An 18,436-nucleotide genomic window follows, 5' to 3' on the forward strand; every position below is an offset into this window, starting at 1 on the left:
TAAAGAAATGCAAAAAACCATCCTGATTACAGGTTGTTCCAGCGGGATTGGCCTGGTGGCGGCGCACGATTTGCTGGCGCGCGGCTATCGGGTCATCGCGGCCTGTCGCAAAGCGGACGATGTGGCGCGCATGGAAACGCTGGGTTTCATCGGTCTCCAGCTTGATCTCGACGATGCGCACAGCGTCGATAGCGCCGCTGATAAAGTGCTCGCGCTGTGCGATAACCAGCTGGCGGCGCTGTTTAACAATGCCGGATTCGGCCTCTATGGTCCGCTGCGCACCCTCTCCCGCCAGCAGCTGGAGCAGCAATTTTCCAGCAACTTTTTCGGCGTCCATCAGCTGACGCTGCGCCTGTTACCGGCGCTTCAGGCCAGCGGCGATGGCCGTATCATCAATACCAGCTCCGTGCTGGGGCTGATTTCAACGCCAGGCCGCGGTGCCTATGCCGCCAGTAAATATGCGCTGGAGGCCTGGAGCGATGCGCTGCGCATGGAGATGCGCGGCAGCGGCATCCGGGTCAGCCTGATTGAACCCGGCCCGATTCAGACCCGCTTTACCGATAACGTGACCCAGGGCGAGCAGCATAACCCGGTACGCAATCCCGGCATTGCCGCACGCTTCACCCTGCCAGCGGAAGCCATTCTGCCAAAACTTCGCCATGCGCTCGAGAGTCAGCATCCCCGTTTACGCTATCCGGTGACGCTGGTCGCACACGTGATGAGCCTGCTGAAACGGCTGCTGCCTGGCTGGATACTGGATCGCATTTTGCGCAGCCATTAATCAGCCAGGCGCAATAGTGCTTGAAGCCGGGCCGCCTGGCCCCATATCCTTAGAACACTTTTTGCAAAGAGACTTCTCCATGTCACCACACGCTTCGATAATCGACATCAACGAATCTAACCTGCATCAGACCCTTGAGCAGTCGACGCAGCTGCCGGTGCTGTTCTACTTCTGGTCTGAGCGCAGCCAGCACTGTCAGGAGCTGACGCCGCTGCTGGAGCGGCTGGCGCAGGAGTATGCGGGCCAGTTTATCCTCGCCAGACTCGATTGTGACAAAGAGCAGAGGGTCGCGGCGCAGTTTGGTCTGCGTTCCATTCCAACCGTCTACCTGTTCCAGGATGGTCAGCCGGTCGATGGCTTCCAGGGACCGCAGCCGGAAGAGGCGATCCGCGCCCTGCTGGAAAAAGTGCTGCCGCGCGAAGAAGAGCTGAAAGCGCAGCAGGCGATGGCGCTGATGCAGGAAGGCAAACCGCTGGAGGCGCTGCCGCTGTTAAAAGAGGCGTGGCAGCTGAGCAACCAGGCCAGTGAAATTGGTTTTCTGCTGGCGGAGGTGCTGATTAACCTGAACCGCAGCGATGAGGCGGAAGCGGTGCTGAAGGTCGTGCCGTTGCAGGATCAGGATACCCGTTACCAGAGCCTGATGGCGCAGATCGATCTGCTGAAACAGGCGGCTGATACACCGGAGATCCAGCAGCTGCAAACCGAGCTGGAGGCGGACCCGACTAACGCGGAGCTGGCCGCTAAACTCTCATTACAACTGCATCAGGTCGGTCGCAATGAAGAGGCGCTGGAACTGCTGTTCAGCTTCCTGAAGTCCGATCTTAACGCGGCTGATGGCCAGGCGCGTAAGATGCTCCAGGAGATCCTGGCGGCACTCGGCACCGGTGATGCACTCGCCGCGCGCTATCGTCGTCAGCTTTACTCGCTGTTATACTGACAAACCCTATCACGGGCCGAAGTGACTCGGCCCGTTCATCTGACAACGTGGAGGTTGTATGTTAACGGTTATTCCTGTTTTGATCGTACTGGCGCTGGTGGCCGTCTGGGCTACCGTCAAGACGGTGCCGCAAGGTTTTCAGTGGACGGTGGAGCGCTTTGGCCGTTACACCCGCACGCTACAGCCCGGTTTAGGGCTGGTGGTACCGTTCATGGATCGTGTTGGTCGCAAAATCAACATGATGGAACAGGTGCTCGATATTCCCTCACAGGAGATCATCTCCAAAGACAACGCCAACGTCACCATCGATGCCGTCTGCTTTATCCAGGTGGTGGATCCAGCGCGTGCCGCCTATGAGGTCAGCAACCTTGAGCAGGCGATCCTCAATCTCACCATGACCAATATGCGTACCGTGCTCGGCAGCATGGAGCTGGATGAAATGCTGTCGCAGCGTGACAGCATCAATACCCGCCTGCTGCATATCGTGGATGAGGCCACCAATCCGTGGGGCGTGAAGATCACCCGCATTGAGATCCGCGACGTGCGTCCGCCGCAGGAGCTGATTGGCGCGATGAATGCGCAGATGAAAGCGGAGCGAACCAAACGCGCCGATATTCTGACCGCCGAAGGCGTGCGCCAGGCGGCGATTCTGCGCGCCGAAGGGGATAAGCAGTCGCAGATCCTGAAAGCGGAAGGGGAACGGACTTCCGCCTTCTTACAGGCAGAAGCGCGTGAGCGTCAGGCTGAAGCGGAAGCCAACGCCACCAAAATGGTCTCTGAGGCGATTGCCGCAGGCGATATTCAGGCCATCAACTACTTCGTGGCGCAGAAATATACCGATGCGCTGCAAAAAATTGGTGAGGGCAATAACAGCAAAGTGGTGATGATGCCGCTGGAAGCGAGCAGTTTACTCGGCTCGATTGCCGGCATCGGCGAGTTGCTGAAAGAGTCCCGATCTGAGTCGAAACGCTGATGCTGGTCGACATTATCGCGCATCCACACTGGTTCTGGCTGACGCTGGGCGGACTGCTGCTGGCGGCTGAGATGCTTGGCACCAGCGGGTATCTGCTGTGGAGCGGGCTGGCCGCGGTGATGGTCGGGATTATCGAATGGCTGGTGCCCATCAGCTGGACGGCACAAGGCTCGCTGTTTGCGGTGCTGACGCTGGTCTGCGTCTTTTTATGGTATCGCTGGATGCGCTACCGGGAAGTGCGCCAGACGCCCGTTTCGCTTAATCAGCGCGGCAACCAGATGATCGGAATGCAGCTGACGCTGGAGAGCGCACTGGATAACCGGATTGGGCATGTGCGAATCGGAGACAGCAGCTGGCGGGTGGAGGCGGATCGCGATCTGCCCGCGGGAACGCCGGTGGTGGTGGTGGCGGTAGAGGGCATCACCCTGCGTATTCAGCCGCGCTGACCGCAGCAGCCAGCCAGATTGTTGATAATCGGACATTCGGCGCTCTCATCGCCCGGACAGGATTCCGCCAGCGCCAGCAGGCGTGCCCGCATGGCGTGCAGCTCCTCGATGTGAGCAGCGATCTCCTCCGCTTTCTGCAAGGTGCGCGCTTTAACATCGGCACTGTGGCGCGATGGATTATTAAACAGCGCCACCAGCTCGCGGCACTCATCCAGCGTGAAGCCAACCTGCCGCGCCTGGCGTAGCAGGTTCAGCTCATCCAGATGGTGTGCGTTGTAGCTGCGGTAGCCATTTTCACCGCGCTCCGGCGCTGTCACTACCCCCTTTTCTTCATAAAAACGGATCGCTTTGCTGGTCAGCCCGGTCTTTTTCGCCACATCGCTGATGTTCATTTTCGTCCCCTTGACCTTCCCATGATGGAAGGACGTTTTATGTACAACTATTTTACCTTGTGCTGTTTAAAAAGTAACGGTGATTACAGTCCGGTGGGTTGCGCCCCATCAGGATTCATAATGACCGCTGTTGATATTTTATGAAACGGGAGTGATTTATTGTCTTATCCACGCTTTTCCAGATAACTCACCGGCTTCCTGTCGTGCCCCGACGGTCTGGATAACTAAATTTTATCTTTTAGTCTTATCCAGTAATATAAAAATCAAACAGTCACTAAATTGGCTGCAAAGCGACATAACAGACAATATAGTCACATCAATCTAATCAGCACCCTTTCAGGATTGCTAAGAACGAAGCCAGGCTAACCATCAGGACATTGCTCTCATAAGCATTACTGCTGTCCGTTAAGAAATATCTTTTATATTAATAAGCACTTTGAATAATCATAGAAAATTCTTACCCTTTCCTCCCCTCAACGGCGCGCCCGAAATAATTTTAATTTTCGAAACCTTTCTATATCTTAATCGCCAAAGCGTAATTAAGATGCCTCTGGTGGCAAAGTTACTTGCCTCTATACTACTGAAATACCGCAAAAAATAAGGATATGAAATGCGTAATCTTACTACAGCAGAACAGCAATTTGTGAGTGGTGCCAGCCTTGATGCTGCAACGGTCCAGGCCATGTTTGCAGCGCTTGGCGATGTAAACAGCCCTGGGTTTTTCGCTAACAATAAATCAAGAATCGAAAAAGAGATCAATCAGGTTGGCCTTGCCACTGTTGATACCAGCGTAGCATCAGGCAGTATGTTGGGCTCAAAAATGGGTGACGCGGGCTGGCAGGTGAATATTTATGGCCAGACTGTGAAATGGTTTAACAACGGCATGTTTTTTGCCTTTGATATTTGTTAAACAGTAAATCAATGGTGTGAGCTTTGAAGAAAAATACATTTTTAAAGCCACACCCTCTACAGCGGCTTACCTATCTGACCCCATATCCCCCACGACGTCTTCAGAGACCTTCTGCAATTAATTCTATATAATAACCACTGCTTATTGTGAGATTTTAAGTCGATTCAGCTCTGAATCAGCAATGAGTTCTATTATCACCTCGCCCACTCACTTCTTCCCGAATACCTTCATCAACAGCACCGGGTATAGCGCCTTGACCTTCCCCTTGATGGAAGGTTTATGCTTAAGCATGAATCGAAACTGACCTGCGGGTCAAATTAAGGAGTTCACTATGTCACACACCATCTCTCTGGCACTGGAAGGCTTGTCGTGCGGCCACTGTGTTAAACGGGTTAAAGAGGCGCTGGAGCAGCGCAGCGATGTTGAACAGGCTGAGGTCACTCAACAGGAAGCGCGGGTTTCAGGCGATGCGGATGCGGCGGCCCTGATCGCCACCGTCGAGCAGGCTGGTTATCACGCCACCCAGAAAGCGGCTGACACTTTCCCAAAGCCTGAGCCGTTGACAGCATCGGAGCCGCCGCCGGAGGCGCTGACAACGGAGTCTGCATCTTATCCGGCAGAAAAAACCCTACCTGCGCATATGCTGCTGATTGAGGGCATGAGCTGTGCCAGCTGCGTCAGCCGGGTGGAGAAAGCGCTGGAGCAGGTGGCGGGCGTCAGCCAGGCGCGGGTCAATCTTGGCGAACGCAGTGCACTGGTGCTGGGCGACGTTGAACCGCAGTCACTGGTGGCCGCCGTGGATGCTGCCGGGTATGGCGCGCAGGTGGTGGATGATGAGCAGGAGCGGCGCGAAAAGCAGCAGCACAGCGCGCGCAGCGCGATGCGCCGTTTCAGCTGGCAGGCCGCCGTCGCGTTACTCTTCGGCGTGCCGCTGATGATCTGGGGAATGCTGGGCGACAACATGATGCTCAGTGACAGCAACCAGGGCCGCTGGCTGGCTCTGGGGCTGGTGACTCTGCTGATTATGGTGGTTACCGGCAGCCATTTTTATCGCAGCGCCTGGCGCAGCCTGCGCCTCGGCAGCGCCACCATGGATACGCTGGTGGCGCTTGGCACCGGTGCCGCCTGGATCTACTCCTTCAGCGTGGTGCTGTGGCCCGACTTTTTCCCGCCACAGGCGCGCCATCTCTATTTTGAAGCCAGCGTGATGATCCTCGGGTTAATTAATCTCGGGCATGCGCTGGAGCAGCGCGCGCGTCAGCGCTCCTCGAAAGCGCTGGAGCGTCTGCTCGATTTAACCCCGGCGCAGGCGCGGCGGGTGGATAACCAGGGCGATACGCTGATCCCACTCAGCGCCGTGCAGCCCGGCATGACGCTGCGGCTGGTGACGGGCGACCGGGTTCCGGTTGATGGCGAGATCGCGTCGGGCGAAGCCTGGTTCGATGAAGCGATGCTGACCGGCGAAGCGGTGCCGCAAAGCAAAAATGCGGGTGCGGCCATCTTTGCCGGCACCCTGGTGCAGGATGGATCGGTCACCTTTATTGCCAGGGCAACCGGCAGCCACACGACCCTGTCGCGCATTATCCGGCTAGTGCGTCAGGCACAGAGCAGTAAACCGGATGTCGGCCGGCTGGCCGATCGCATCTCCTCGGTCTTTGTCCCGGTGGTGGTCGCCATTGCGCTACTGAGCGGCGCACTCTGGTATCTGTTCGGACCCCAGCCGCAAATCGCCTACATGCTGGTAATCGCCACTACCGTGCTGATTATCGCCTGTCCCTGCGCGCTGGGCCTGGCGACGCCGATGTCGATTATTGCCGGCGTTGGCCGCGCCGCCGAACTGGGCGTGCTGGTGCGCGACGCCGATGCTTTGCAGCGCGCCAGTGAGATCGATACCCTGGTGTTTGATAAAACCGGCACCCTGACGGCGGGGACGCCGCAGGTCAGCGACGTTCTGGCCTGGGGCAATGCCAGCCGTGAATCGGTGTTATATACCGCCGCCGCGCTGGAGTTTACCTCCGGCCATCCGCTGGCTAAAGCGATTGTCGCCGCAGCGGAAATAACCCAGCCGCCCTCGCTGGCGCAATTTCGTACAATACGCGGCAAAGGGGTCAGCGGCATACTGGATGGCAGGACGTTACTGCTGGGAAATGCCGCGCTGTTAGAAGAGAACGGCGTCGATTATCAGGCAGCGGCGGCGGATATGGCGCGCCTGACGCAGCAGGGTGCCACGCCGGTCCTGCTGGCTGAGCAGGGCCAGCTGACCGGGCTGATCGCCCTGCGGGATCAACTGCGACCGGAGAGCGGCGCCGCCCTGAAGCGGCTGCATCAGCGTGGCTATCGTCTGATTATGCTGACTGGCGACCATGAGAATACCGCGCGCGCTATTGCCGCCGAGGTCGGGATTGATGAGGTGATCGCTGGCGTGTTGCCGGAAGGCAAAGCGGATGCGGTGGCGCGTTTACAGCAGCAGGGCCGTCGCGTGGCGATGGTCGGCGACGGCATTAACGACGCTCCGGCGCTGGCGCAGGCCGATGTCGGCATTGCCATGGGTGGCGGCAGTGATGTGGCGGTGGAAACCGCAGGCATTACCCTGATGCGCGCCGACCTAAACAGCGTGGCGGATGCGTTAGCGCTCTCTTCCGCCACGCTGCGCAATATCCGGCAGAACCTGTTTGGGGCGTTTATTTACAACAGCATCGGCATTCCGGTGGCGGCGGGCGCGCTCTATCCCCTGACCGGCACCCTGCTCAGCCCGATTGTGGCGGGAGCGGCGATGGCGCTGTCATCGATTACCGTGGTCAGCAATGCGAATCGTCTGCTGCGTTATCGGCCACCGCGCCAGCAATAGCCCGGTCAGCGCTGTTTTTCAGCCGCTGAAGTCGCTAGCATGGGGTTTTAAATTGCAAAGGACCGGGAATGAGAGGCAACGTTTGGCGCTCACTGCGCGGCTTGATCAGCCAGCTTTTTCCCGCCAGCTATCGCTGGCCCGCCACTGATGTCTGGCTCGGCGATCGGCAACTGCATCTGGTGGGCAGCATCCATATGGGCACCCGCGACATGCAGCCGCTGCCCGCCCGCCTGCTGCGCCAGTTGCAGCAGGCGGATGCGCTGATTGTCGAAGCGGATATTACCCAGGGCGGTTCGCCGTTTGATCACTATGGCGACCGCCCGGCGCTCGCCACCCGGCTCGACAGCAGCGCGATGCAAAAGCTCACCGCGCTGTGTCAGGAGATGAGCCTGGCCCTGAGCCTGTTTGATACGCTGCCCGCCTGGCAGGTGGCGCTGATGTTGCAGGCGCAGCAGGCGCAAAGGCTGGGGTTACGCCCGGACTATGGCATTGACTATCAGCTGTTGCAGGCCGCGAAAAACCTCGGCAAGCCGGTCATTGAGCTGGAGGGCGCAGAGGCGCAGATCGCCCTGCTCACCAGCCTGCCGGACGATGGCATGGCGCTGTTACAGGATACGCTGCTGCACTGGCATACCAATGCGCGGCTGTTACAGCTGATGGTGAGCTGGTGGCTGGAGACGCCGCCGCGCCAGCCGGAGATCACCCTGCCCGCCACCTTCAGCCAGGCGCTGAATGATACGTTGATCGGTCAGCGTAATGCGCAGTGGCATGACAGATTGCAGCGGTTAGCCGCAGGCAACTATGTGGTGGCGGTGGGCGCACTGCATCTCTACGGCGAAGACAACCTGCCCGACATGCTGAAGAAGCCCGAAAAAAAAGAGAGCCGATAAGATTATCGGCTCTGCAAAGAGGAATTTGTTTATGATTTTGGTTATCGCTCAGCAATCAGATTGCTGGCGCGCGGCCAATTCTCGCGCAAAGCGCAAAATTTCGCCACCTTTTTCACTCATTCAGCATAATAAGATTTTTCTTAGTAAGGAACCTGTATGACGCCTGCCGTAAAACTGCTGGAAAAACAGAAAGTCAGCTTTACCCTGCATCCTTATGAGCATGACAGCAACGAGACCCATTTTGGCGACGAAGCGGTGCGAAAACTTAATCTGGATGCGCGTCAGGTCTATAAAACCCTGCTGGTGGCACTGAATGGCGAGGCGAAACAGCTGGCGGTGGCGATTACGCCGGTCCCGACTCAGCTTGATCTGAAAAAGGTGGCGAAAGCGCTGGGCGCGAAGAAAGCGGATATGGCCGATCCGCTGCTGGCGCAGCGGGTCACCGGTTATCTGGTGGGCGGTATCAGTCCGCTGGGGCAGAAAAAACGGCTGCCCACCGTCATCGACAGCTCAGCCACCGCCTTTGCATCGATGTTCATCTCCGGCGGCAAGCGTGGACTGGATATTGAACTGGCTCCTCAGGATCTTTCACAGCTGCTGGACGCCCCGTTTGCCGATATTGCCCGCCACGATTAAACCCGCGGCTGGGCGCAAAGCTGATCGATCATCCAGCGCCCCGCCGGACCAGGCGGGGTGCGGCGCGACCAGACCACCTCGACGGCGATATGCTGCGGCCAGCCCGGCAGCGGCAGCTCCTTCAGCACATTGTGACCAAACTGCCTTACCAGCCAGCGTGGCAGAATTGTCCAGCCAAAGCCCTGTTCGGCCATTTCCAGCAGCAGCAGATAGGTCGGCGCGGACCAGACGCGCCCCATCGCAGTTGGCTCGCGCGGCTCCACCCAGGTGTTAAGACGCAGCTGGCGCACCGCCTCCAGCTGACCTTCACTGGGGTTGCTCAGCTGTGCGAGCGGATGATCGCGATGCAGATAGACCGCCATCTGCGCTTCAACCTGCAAGCGCGCCACGGCAATATCGACCGGCAGATGAGGCTGGGCCCGCACCACGCCGAGATGCACCCGTCCGGCCTGCAACAGGTCGAGCACATCGCCATCTTCGGCGATCATGCACTCCAGTTCGATCTCCGGGTAGCGCGCATCAAACTGCTTAAGCAGGTGTTCGTGATGGTCGGTCTGCCAGAAATCAGAAACGGCAAAGCTGAGCCGCGGCTCTACCCCCTGTGACAGCCGTATCGCCAGCGCATCGAGCCGTTCGCTGGCGGCGAGGATCTGCTGAACCTGCGGCAGCACCCGTCGCCCCTGCTCGGTGAGGATCGGCTGACGGCCGCCACGATCAAACAGCATAAAGCCGAGATCGTCCTCTAAACTGGCGATCGCCGCACTGATGGTGGACTGACTTTTGCCCAGCGCACGCGCGGCGGCGGAAAAGGAGCCGCTGGCGACGGTCTGAATAAAAGCCTCAAGAGATTCCGGTGAATATCGCATCTGATCCATCGCTTTTTTCGATAGGTATTCATTTTATCTTACCATTCTGACGTGAGAAGATGCGCCGCATTACTGAAGGAGTATTAACAATGCGTACCCGCTCACTTAAAGAACGTATTCTTCACGCGGTCTGTTTTGAAACGCTGGCGATTCTGACCGTTTCGCCGCTGGCCGCATGGGCCATGAATAAGCCGCTGTTTCAGATGGGATCGCTGGCGATTATGCTCTCGACCGTCGCGATGCTGTGGAACATGATCTACAACAGTGGATTTGATCGCCTGTATGCTCCGGGTCAGCGACGCGGACCGGGAGTGCGCGTCCTGCACGCGCTCGGCTTTGAAGGCGGCTTTATTTTAATCGGCTTGCCGATTGCCGCCTGGATGCTGGATATTTCGCTGTGGCAGGCGTTGCTGGTGGAAGTGGCCTTTTTCCTGTTCTTCCTGCCCTACACCATGGCCTACAACTGGGTATGGGACAAACTGCGTGAACGCTGGATCAGACGCCACACCTGCCAGGCCTGATTAAAGCGGGGAGGCGCTACGCCTCCCGCTGCGTTCAATGCGCCTGGGCGGTATCGTTCCCCCACGGCCAGAGCCACGCCAGAATCATTCTGGGATAGTTACGCTTCCGCGCTTTCTCCGCCGCCTCATCACGCGCTTTGATCTGCTCTGCGGTCAGATGCACGATCTGCCCTTTCGGCTGATAGTCGCTGACTTTCAGCGGTGAATGCGCCTTGATCCAGTCGCGCAACACCGCTGCATCCACCGCGCCGCTGTTAACGTAGCCCGCATGATTGTCCAGCTGCGGATAGCCGTCGCCGCCAGCCGCGTTGAAGCTGTTGGTCGCCATGCGATAGTGCTGGGTATCCTCAAGCGGTTTACCGTTGATGCTGATGTCGCTGATGCTTTTACCGTCGGCTGTCAGGCTGATACCGGCAAACTGCGCATAGCCGCCGGAGTCCGGCTGGATGTTGGCGACCACCGCCAGATACTGTTTAATCTCCGCCCCGGTCAGGCTGACCGACACCACCTGATTGCCAAATGGCTGCACCTGAAGCAGGTCACGCCAGCTCAGCTTTCCGGCCTTAAGCGACGTGCGAATTCCGCCGCCGCTCATCACGGCAAAATCGGCTTTTGTGTGCGCCATCTGGGCGCGTAAAATCAGCTGAGCAAGATTCGTCTGCTCAAAGCGAACCTGCTCCTTTTCACCCCTGAAGTCGCCGTCGGCGCTGCCGACATTGACGTTTAGCGTCGCCTCAGCCCGTTTCTGGAACGGCATCAGCAGCTTCATCATGGCGCTGTTTTTCGGGATCTCCTCCTGCCAGGTCAGCCACATTTCGCTGCCATCCGCATTTTTCACCCGATGTTTAAGGTTAACCGGCACCAGCTGGTACGCCTCCAGCGTCACCTGACCATTGCGGAAGGTGAAATCCCCGCGCCCGACATATTTGCCCCACTTGTCCGCCTGCATAATCCAGATGCCGTTCTGCCTGTCGGGCTGACACGGCTGGCCGGGCTGATAGTTTTTGACGCTGACGTTCTCTTTTTCCATGCAGACCGCATCATGCGAGTGGCCGCCGACAATCAGATCGACGGTGCCCTTCGGCAGGCTGCGCGCCAGCGTGACGTCATCAATGCCGTTACTGCCATGCTGACCGTCGTCATAATGACCGAGGTGGGTCAGCGCGACGATCACGTCCGGCTTCTCGGTGGCGCGCAGTTCGGCCACCGCCCTGACCGCTTCCGCGACCGGGTCGCGGAATTCGGTGTCGGTCAGCCCGGCCGGATTGGCCAGCCGCGCGGTATCGGGCGTGATCAGCCCCACCACCGCAATTTTCAGCCCCAGCCGGTTAAAGACGGCCCAGGGCTTAAACAGACGTTTGCCGCTGCTCTTCTGATAGACGTTGGCGGCCAGCAGCGGAAAACGCGCCCACTTCTCCTGCTTACGCAGCACCGCGATCGGCTTGTCGAATTCATGATTGCCCAGCGCCATCGCATCGTAGCCAATCAGGTTCATGGCACGGAAATCGGGCTCGGCATCCAGCACATCGGACTCCGGCACGCCGGTGTTTACATCACCGGCAGAGAGGATCAGTGCGCCGCCACCTCTGGCCTGCACATCATAGCGCAGCGTATCCATCAGGGTTTTCTGCGCCGCCAGGCCATATTCTCCCTGCTCATTGAACCAGAAGTGACCATGCTCATCATTGGTATGCAGCAGGCTGAAGCGGTAGCTGTGATCAGGCTCTGCGGCCGGGGAAAACAGGGGTAACAGCGCCACCAGTAGCGCGATGCCCGATCCTGTCCATTTTGTTAACAACACCGTGATTCTCCTTAAGTGGCCTCTGGCCCGATTTCTCTGCCGGTTTGCCCCACTGTTTCGCACATTCCCTCGCCGAACTCAAGGCCAATACGCTGCGATGGCGCATAAACCGCGGCCACCGCCTGACGCTTTCTCCTCCCGGCCAGCGTTGTACTCTGAACAGGGAGCGTTGCTCTGATGGCAGGCCTCGCCAGAGAGAAGCGGGAAGAAAAGGATTCTGTGCCTGGCAGAGTGGCGTGGCGCGCCGATAAACGCGCGTTATGCCGCCGCTCACCTGCTTAAATCAGCCACTGAGACACTTTGCTCTGCCGGTACGCGAATTTGGCGCGGTTTGGCGCGGTGACCGGCTGTTTTATCACGGTTATTCCTGCTTTAACTGGCGCGGCGAAAAGCCCCAGATCGACCACCGTTGTGGATAATGAACAAAAATGGCCTTCCGGTTGCGTTTTCCTGATTTTTTTCACTTTTTTTAAGCTATTCCCACAAATTACTCAGCGAAAGAATCGATTATGCATTAAACTGCCTTGTTACAGGCAGATACATTTGCACACAAGGAGACAGGCATGCATCACACCACCCCGTTGATCACTACCATTGTCGGAGCACTGGTTCTGGCCTTTCTCCTTGGGATGCTGGCAAACCGTCTGCGTATCTCTCCGCTGGTGGGTTATCTGCTGGCGGGGGTGCTGGCCGGCCCCTACACGCCCGGCTTTGTCGCCGATACCAACCTGGCCCCGGAGCTGGCGGAACTCGGCGTGATCCTGCTGATGTTTGGTGTCGGCCTGCACTTCTCGCTGAAAGATCTCATGTCGGTAAAGTCGATCGCCATTCCCGGCGCTATCGCACAGATCGCTGTGGCGACGCTGCTGGGAATGGGACTCTCATGGACGCTGGGATGGTCGTGGATGACCGGTCTGGTGTTTGGCCTCTGCCTCTCCACCGCCAGTACCGTGGTGTTACTGCGCGCCCTGGAGGAGCGGCAGCTGATCGATAGCCAGCGGGGTCAGATAGCGATCGGCTGGCTGATCGTTGAAGACCTGGTGATGGTGCTGACGCTGGTGCTGCTGCCCGCCATCGCCGGTATGATGGAACAGGGCCAGGCCAGCGCCGGAATGCTGGCGTGGGATCTGTTGTGGACCATCGGTAAAGTCGCCGCCTTTATGGTGCTGATGATGGTGGTGGGACGCCGCGCCGTTCCCTGGATCCTCGCCCGCAGCGCCGCCACCGGCTCACGTGAGCTGTTCACCCTGGCGGTGTTAGCGCTGGCGCTGGGCATCGCCTTTGGCGCGGTGGAGTTCTTTGACGTGTCGTTTGCGCTGGGCGCGTTCTTCGCCGGTATGGTGCTGAACGAGTCGGAGCTGAGCCAGCGCGCCGCGCGCGATACCCTGCCGCTGCGTGACGCTTTTGCCGTGCTGTTCTTCGTCTCGGTCGGGATGCTGTTTGATCCGTCGATTCTGGTGACTCAGCCGCTGGCGGTCGTGGGTGCGCTGGTGATTATCGTGGTGGGCAAGTCGGTCGCCGCCTGGCTGCTGGTGACGCTGCTCGGCCATTCCCGTCGCACCGCGCTGACTATCTCGGTGAGTCTGGCGCAGATTGGTGAGTTCGCCTTTATCCTGGCGGGTCTCGGCATCTCGCTGGGACTGCTGAGCGACGAGGGGCGCAACCTGGTGCTGGCGGCGGCTATTCTGTCGATCATGCTTAACCCGATACTCTTTACCCTGCTGGAGCGCTTCCTGGCGAAAACCGAAACCATGGAGGAGCAAACGCTGGAAGAGGCGATGGAGGAAGAGAAACAGATCCCGGTGGAGTTCTGCAATCACGCGGTGATAGTCGGTTATGGCCGGGTCGGCAGTCTGATTGGTCAGAAGCTGATTGAGGCCAATGTGCCGCTGGTGGTGGTAGAGAACTCCCGCACGCGGGTCGAAGCGCTGCGTGAACGGGGCATCAAGGCAGTGCTGGGTAACGCCGCCCGCACCGACACCATGGAGCTGGCGCGGCTCGACTGTGCCCGCTGGCTGCTGCTGACCATCCCGAACGGTTATGAGGCGGGCGAAGTGGTGACCGCGGCGCGTGAAAGACACCCGGACATTGAGATTATCGCCCGCGCCCACTACGACGACGAAGTGGAGTACATCATGGAGCGTGGCGCAACCCGCGTGGTGATGGGGGAACGGGAGATAGCCAGCAGCATGCTGAACATTCTTCAGGATGAGATGACTCAGGGTGAAGATCTCCAGGCCTGCGACGTGGTGCGCTGATCCCTGTTGAGAAAGGTCGGCCAGCGTTTGCCCGCCCCCTCAGGCCCTGCTGTTCAGAAGGGCCTTTTTTACGCCCGCTGGCCGCCAGCGTTACCGATCCCAGTAAGACTCTTCCAGACTGTCTTCCCGCTCCGGCAGGCCGCGGGTCAGGCGTGGCGAATGCTGATTCAGCACCTGATAACTGACGCGGTTGGCATATTTACACACCTGCGCCAGCGACGAGTAGGTCAGATATGGCCGCGCATGTTTGCTGGAGTTCGGCACGTTCAGGCGGTGATAGTTATTGGCGGTGATGTCATGCAGTAACGCCGCCAGCGCGCCATCTCCGGCACCGTTGGTGTTCATGATCTTTTCCGGGCCGCCCATATAAGGCGCGATGTGCGAGAAGATGCGCAGCGGCTGCTGGCAATCCTGCTGGCGCATCACGCGGCTGAACTCATACTGGTTGAACTCGGCAATCGCGCCAGGCAGCAGCGGATGATTGGTTTTACGTTTGAACTCTTCTTCGGTGTAGCCCGCCATATAAAGCCCAATCGGGCCGGCGGTACAGAGCACCAGATCGACCCACTCCAGCGCCATATCCGCCGCGAGCAGCGGATCGGCTTCGCCGGTCAGCGCCAGCGCCTCCTCTTCATTCATCGCCACGATGGTCACATGCTCGCGCAGGAAGTCCCGCCAGAACTGCGGGTTGTCACCAATCACATGTTTGGTGCCCAGCGTCAGCACCACCGGCACATTGTGGCGTTTGGCATACTCAATGGCGCGTAATGTCGCCTGCGGCATCGGCTCGCCCGCGGCGCAGCGCACCAGATAAGAGGTCAGCACCAGCGCAGAGGCGCCGGCAATCACCGCTTCCGGCACGTTGTACGGGTGCAGCTGGTTCATCTGGCCGGGGCTGATGGCAAAGGTCCGCTCACCATGCTCGCCAATCAGCGTAAAGCAGCGGCCAATCGCGCCATCAACGCCCTGCAAATAGTTGAGATCGACCCGGCTGGAGGTATTACAGAGGTAGCGATAGGCGTAGCCGCCAATCTGGATGTTGTTGCACATCACCCCCAGCAGCACCGAGCGATCGTCAGCCAGCACCGAGAAGTTATGCAGGGTATTACCGATGGTGCCACCGGCAAACTGGTGGGTGATCAGCGCGTCGCGCATCAGTTCGTTGTAGAGCGCCTCTGCGACGGCATCGTCAATCACCAGCGAGTGTCCGGCGCTCAGGCCGTAACGCACCAGGAAGGCGTCGTCCACCTTCGCTTCAATATCGACCAGGGTTTGATCGATACCGACCACCCAGCTGCCGGCATCAACATCGTTCTGAGCAGGCTGTAACAGGGGATCGCGCGCGCTGACGGGAAAGTAGTGTTTGGATTTGCGTTTGCCGGGAAATTTCATCGGAAGGTGCCGTCTGGAAAAACAGGCGGAGAATCATATCACACTCTCCGCCTGCACCTTAACGGCGTGCGGTGACCAGCTGCACCATCATTTCGATGTGCGCCTCATCGGCGTTCAGCGCGGGGATATATTCAAACTTCTCTCCACCGGCATGCATAAAGATTTCGCAGTTCTCACCGCTGATCTCCTCCAGCGTCTCCAGACAGTCTGAGGAGAAGCCAGGACTCATCACCTGAACATGTTTAATGCCTTTGGCGGGCAGGCTTTCCATGGTTTTGTCGGTGTAGGGCATCAGCCAGGGCTCACGGCCAAAACGCGACTGGAAGGTCATCATGTACTGATCGTCACGCAGGCCCAGCGCTTTAACCAGCGCCGCTGTGGTATCGGCACAGCGCTGCGGGTAGTCATCGCCTTCATTGGCAAAACGCTGCGGTATGCCGTGGAACGACAACACCAGCAGGTCGGGCTGACCGTGTCGCTCAAACGAGCGCTCCACTGTCGCCTTCAGCGCGGCGATATAGGCCGGATGTTCGGCGTAGTCGCGAATAAACTGCACCTCCGGCAACGAACGGTATTCTTTAAATACGCTGGTCAGGCCATCCCACACCGCCGCCACGGTGGAGCAGGAGAATTGCGGATAGAGTGGCAGCACAATCAGGCGGGTGACGCCCTGCGCCATCAGCTTATCCACCGCGCTTTTCAGGCTGGGATTACCGTAGCTCATGCCCAGCTCTACCGGCATATCGAGCCGCGCGGCCAGGGCGTCACGCTGACGCTGGCTGTAAACCAGCAGCGGTGAGCCGCCTTCCATCCAGACCGAGGCGTAGAGTTTCGACACGCGCGGTGAACGAAACGGCAGAATGACGGCATTGAGAACCGGCCACCAGAGCCAGCGTGGCGCATCGACCACGCGCGGATCGCTTAAAAACTGTTTCAGATAGCGTTTAACAGCAGGTGTGGTTGGGGCGTCTGGCGTACCTAAATTCACCAGTAACACGCCGGGCTTATCTTGCCTCATTGGAGTTCCTTGATGACAACGGGGATGCGTGAAAACAGGGAAATTGTAGCGGAATTAGTGGGAGGTAAAAGCAATTACTGCAAAAGGGGCCAGTCACACTGGCCCCGATGAGATTAGCCAAGGATCTTAGCCAGCTCGGCACTCACTTCGGTCACCTTACGGGTACCGTCGATTTTGTGATAGGCGGTGTTACCCGCTTCCGCTTCTTTGCTGTAGTAGGCGATCAACGGCGCGGTCATCTGATGATACTCCACCAGACGCTTACGCACGGTCTCTTCCTGATCGTCTTTACGGGTGGTCAGCGGCTCGCCGGTCACATCATCCTGACCTTCCACTTTCGGTGGATTAAAGGTGACGTGATAGACGCGGCCAGATGGCGCGTGCACGCGACGGCCCACGATGCGCTCCACGATCAGTTCGTCCGGTACGGCGAACTCCAGCACGTGATCCACGGTGATCCCGGCCTCTTTCATTGCATCCGCCTGAGGAATGGTGCGCGGGAAACCGTCCAGCAGGAAACCGTTTTTGCAGTCTTCCTGAGTGATACGCTCTTTAACCAGCGCAATCACCAGCTCATCGGTTACCAGTTTGCCAGCATCCATAATGGCTTTCGCCTGGTTGCCTAACTCGCTGCCTGCTTTAACCGCTGCACGCAGCATATCGCCGGTGGAGATCTGCGGAATGCCGTATTTCTCCATGATGAATTGGGCCTGAGTCCCTTTACCTGCGCCCGGAGCCCCGAGCAGAATAATACGCATTGCGTAAATCCCCTTGCGAATCGCATTGATCTATCTTAGAAGCCGAAGAACATACCATTATGACCCGCTCATCACAAGGCAGCGCACGGATCGCGCCGGGCTACTTTGGCTCGCTTTCCGGCCCGAAGCCCGATCCGGCTGCGCTGCCAGGCGCTTTTTCAGATTTCACGCCACTGCTCAGCAGCGACTGCAAGCGCCGGCAGAGGTGATGGGTCATGTTCACGCTTTTTCTCCCGCTGCCGCGTACGTTGGCATTCAGTTGCAGCCGCGCCTGCTGTGGCCATTTCACCACATCTTCCGCATCGGTCAACGTTGAGATAACCGAAGCCGGTACGCTGAAGCTGGCAAACGGCAAGCCTGGCTGATGACAGGAGTCGAGCGGCAGCGGTGCCGTCAGCGAAAGCGCATCGACGGTGGCGGCGTTGTAAGGTCGCCATTCAGGATCGTCGAAGCGACGCAGCGCCTCGCCGGTGGCCGCCAGGCTCAGCCCCTGCTCAAACAGGCGCAGCTCACTGCGCACCAGGGTACTGAAATCGTGGGTGCGCAGCGCCACCAGCACCAGATCGCCACAGATCTCCGCGTGGCGATCCAGCCGGGTGACAAACAGATGCGCTTCGTCGATCAGTCTCTGATGCAGCACGCTGGCGAAGCTCTCACTCGCTTCCGTCACGCCCTGGTTCTGGCAGTCGCGCAGCGGCCTGATCCGCCCCTGGGGTAGCTCAACATGCGGCACCAGCCGGATATTGCCCGCCACCAGCGGGATGGCGGGCAGGATATTGAGTTCGGTCACGGGGTAGTACGCGGCGTAGCGGGTCTGATTACGCGCCTGCTCCTGACGCAGAAACAGCTGCGACAGGAGCACCTGCGCCACATGGAGCGAGGGCGTGAAGAAGAGATCGAACTGCTCCAGCTTATAAAAGCGGGAAAGCGCCAGGCGTAACCGATCGCGCGCCTCTGCGGTGGTTTCAGAGGATAAAGGGGCGTGAGCCATGGTCGTCTCGTTTCGTGG

At 58.7% G+C, this 18,436-nt stretch carries 17 protein-coding genes; 10 read left to right on the plus strand and 7 right to left on the minus strand.

Annotated elements, in window-relative coordinates; all coding sequences use genetic code 11:
* The first annotated feature begins 7 nt into the window (after positions 1-7).
* From ACCW71_RS10085 to ACCW71_RS10100, 4 genes are all read left to right on the plus strand, one after another.
* Complete coding sequence (locus tag ACCW71_RS10085; RefSeq protein ID WP_436371053.1) at positions 8-781, plus strand: SDR family oxidoreductase; 774 nt, start codon at positions 8-10, stop codon at positions 779-781.
* Positions 782-860: 79 nt separating this feature from the next.
* Positions 861-1,718, plus strand: a complete 858-nt coding sequence (locus ACCW71_RS10090) for a co-chaperone YbbN (RefSeq protein ID WP_436371054.1) — start codon at positions 861-863, stop codon at positions 1,716-1,718.
* Positions 1,719-1,776: 58 nt separating this feature from the next.
* A complete protein-coding gene (locus tag ACCW71_RS10095) occupies positions 1,777-2,691 on the plus strand; it encodes an SPFH domain-containing protein (RefSeq protein ID WP_436371055.1) in 915 nt (304 codons plus the stop codon).
* The gene (locus ACCW71_RS10100) at positions 2,691-3,137 is read left to right on the plus strand and encodes an NfeD family protein (RefSeq protein WP_436371056.1); all 447 of its coding nucleotides are present in this window, start codon (positions 2,691-2,693) and stop codon (positions 3,135-3,137) included. The genes ACCW71_RS10095 and ACCW71_RS10100 overlap by 1 nt, the downstream gene beginning before the upstream one ends.
* Here the strand turns inward: ACCW71_RS10100 and cueR are convergent.
* The gene (gene cueR, locus ACCW71_RS10105; RefSeq protein WP_436371057.1) at positions 3,125-3,529 is read right to left on the minus strand and encodes a Cu(I)-responsive transcriptional regulator; all 405 of its coding nucleotides are present in this window, start codon (positions 3,527-3,529) and stop codon (positions 3,125-3,127) included. The two genes, ACCW71_RS10100 and cueR, sit on opposite strands and share 13 nt — an antisense overlap.
* Positions 3,530-4,139: 610 nt before the next feature.
* On the opposite strand from cueR, the gene ACCW71_RS10110 reads away from it, so the two are divergent.
* The 4 genes from ACCW71_RS10110 (at position 4,140) to ybaK (ending at position 8,813) form a co-directional block, all read left to right on the plus strand.
* A complete protein-coding gene (locus ACCW71_RS10110) occupies positions 4,140-4,439 on the plus strand; it encodes a hypothetical protein (protein ID WP_436371058.1) in 300 nt (99 codons plus the stop codon).
* A 331-nt stretch (positions 4,440-4,770) separates the two neighbouring features.
* Positions 4,771-7,287 carry a copper-exporting P-type ATPase CopA gene (copA, locus tag ACCW71_RS10115; RefSeq protein ID WP_436371059.1) on the plus strand — a complete coding sequence of 839 codons (2,517 nt, stop codon included), beginning with the start codon at positions 4,771-4,773 and terminating at the stop codon, positions 7,285-7,287.
* A gap of 68 nt (positions 7,288-7,355) precedes the next feature.
* Positions 7,356-8,177, plus strand: coding sequence for a TraB/GumN family protein (locus ACCW71_RS10120; RefSeq protein WP_436371060.1), 822 nt, complete (start codon positions 7,356-7,358; stop codon positions 8,175-8,177).
* A 156-nt stretch (positions 8,178-8,333) separates the two neighbouring features.
* On the plus strand, positions 8,334-8,813 hold the full coding sequence (gene ybaK, locus ACCW71_RS10125) for a Cys-tRNA(Pro)/Cys-tRNA(Cys) deacylase YbaK (protein ID WP_436371061.1): 480 nt from the start codon (positions 8,334-8,336) through the stop codon (positions 8,811-8,813).
* On the opposite strand, the gene ACCW71_RS10130 is transcribed toward ybaK, so the two are convergent.
* Entirely contained in the window at positions 8,810-9,679 is an 870-nt protein-coding gene (locus ACCW71_RS10130) for a LysR family transcriptional regulator (protein ID WP_436371062.1), read from the minus strand. The genes ybaK and ACCW71_RS10130 overlap by 4 nt on opposite strands.
* Positions 9,680-9,768: 89 nt before the next feature.
* Here ACCW71_RS10130 and ACCW71_RS10135 point away from each other — a divergent pair, with 89 nt between their 5' ends.
* On the plus strand, positions 9,769-10,200 hold the full coding sequence (locus ACCW71_RS10135) for a multidrug/biocide efflux PACE transporter (RefSeq protein WP_436371063.1): 432 nt from the start codon (positions 9,769-9,771) through the stop codon (positions 10,198-10,200).
* 34 nt (positions 10,201-10,234) lie between these two features.
* On the opposite strand, the gene ushA is transcribed toward ACCW71_RS10135, so the two are convergent.
* A complete protein-coding gene (gene ushA / locus ACCW71_RS10140; protein WP_436371064.1) occupies positions 10,235-12,001 on the minus strand; it encodes a bifunctional UDP-sugar hydrolase/5'-nucleotidase UshA in 1,767 nt (588 codons plus the stop codon).
* Between the two features lie 563 nt (positions 12,002-12,564).
* On the opposite strand from ushA, the gene ybaL reads away from it, so the two are divergent.
* A complete protein-coding gene (gene ybaL / locus ACCW71_RS10145; protein ID WP_436371065.1) occupies positions 12,565-14,259 on the plus strand; it encodes a YbaL family putative K(+) efflux transporter in 1,695 nt (564 codons plus the stop codon).
* 90 nt (positions 14,260-14,349) lie between these two features.
* Here ybaL and ACCW71_RS10150 read toward each other — a convergent pair whose 3' ends face one another.
* The 4 genes from ACCW71_RS10150 to ACCW71_RS10165 all read right to left on the minus strand — a co-directional run bounded on the left by ACCW71_RS10150 (position 14,350) and on the right by ACCW71_RS10165 (position 18,418).
* Positions 14,350-15,651, minus strand: a complete 1,302-nt coding sequence (locus tag ACCW71_RS10150) for an inosine/guanosine kinase (RefSeq protein ID WP_436371066.1) — start codon at positions 15,649-15,651, stop codon at positions 14,350-14,352.
* Between the two features lie 58 nt (positions 15,652-15,709).
* Positions 15,710-16,669 carry a ferrochelatase gene (hemH, locus tag ACCW71_RS10155; RefSeq protein ID WP_436371067.1) on the minus strand — a complete coding sequence of 320 codons (960 nt, stop codon included), beginning with the start codon at positions 16,667-16,669 and terminating at the stop codon, positions 15,710-15,712.
* A gap of 113 nt (positions 16,670-16,782) precedes the next feature.
* Positions 16,783-17,427 carry an adenylate kinase gene (adk, locus tag ACCW71_RS10160; RefSeq protein ID WP_436371068.1) on the minus strand — a complete coding sequence of 215 codons (645 nt, stop codon included), beginning with the start codon at positions 17,425-17,427 and terminating at the stop codon, positions 16,783-16,785.
* 100 nt (positions 17,428-17,527) lie between these two features.
* Positions 17,528-18,418, minus strand: coding sequence for a DUF6024 family protein (locus tag ACCW71_RS10165; protein ID WP_436371069.1), 891 nt, complete (start codon positions 18,416-18,418; stop codon positions 17,528-17,530).
* Positions 18,419-18,436 lie beyond the last annotated feature (18 nt).

It is taken from the genome of Pantoea sp. C2G6 (assembly GCF_051336815.1).
Classification (GTDB): domain Bacteria; phylum Pseudomonadota; class Gammaproteobacteria; order Enterobacterales; family Enterobacteriaceae; genus Pantoea.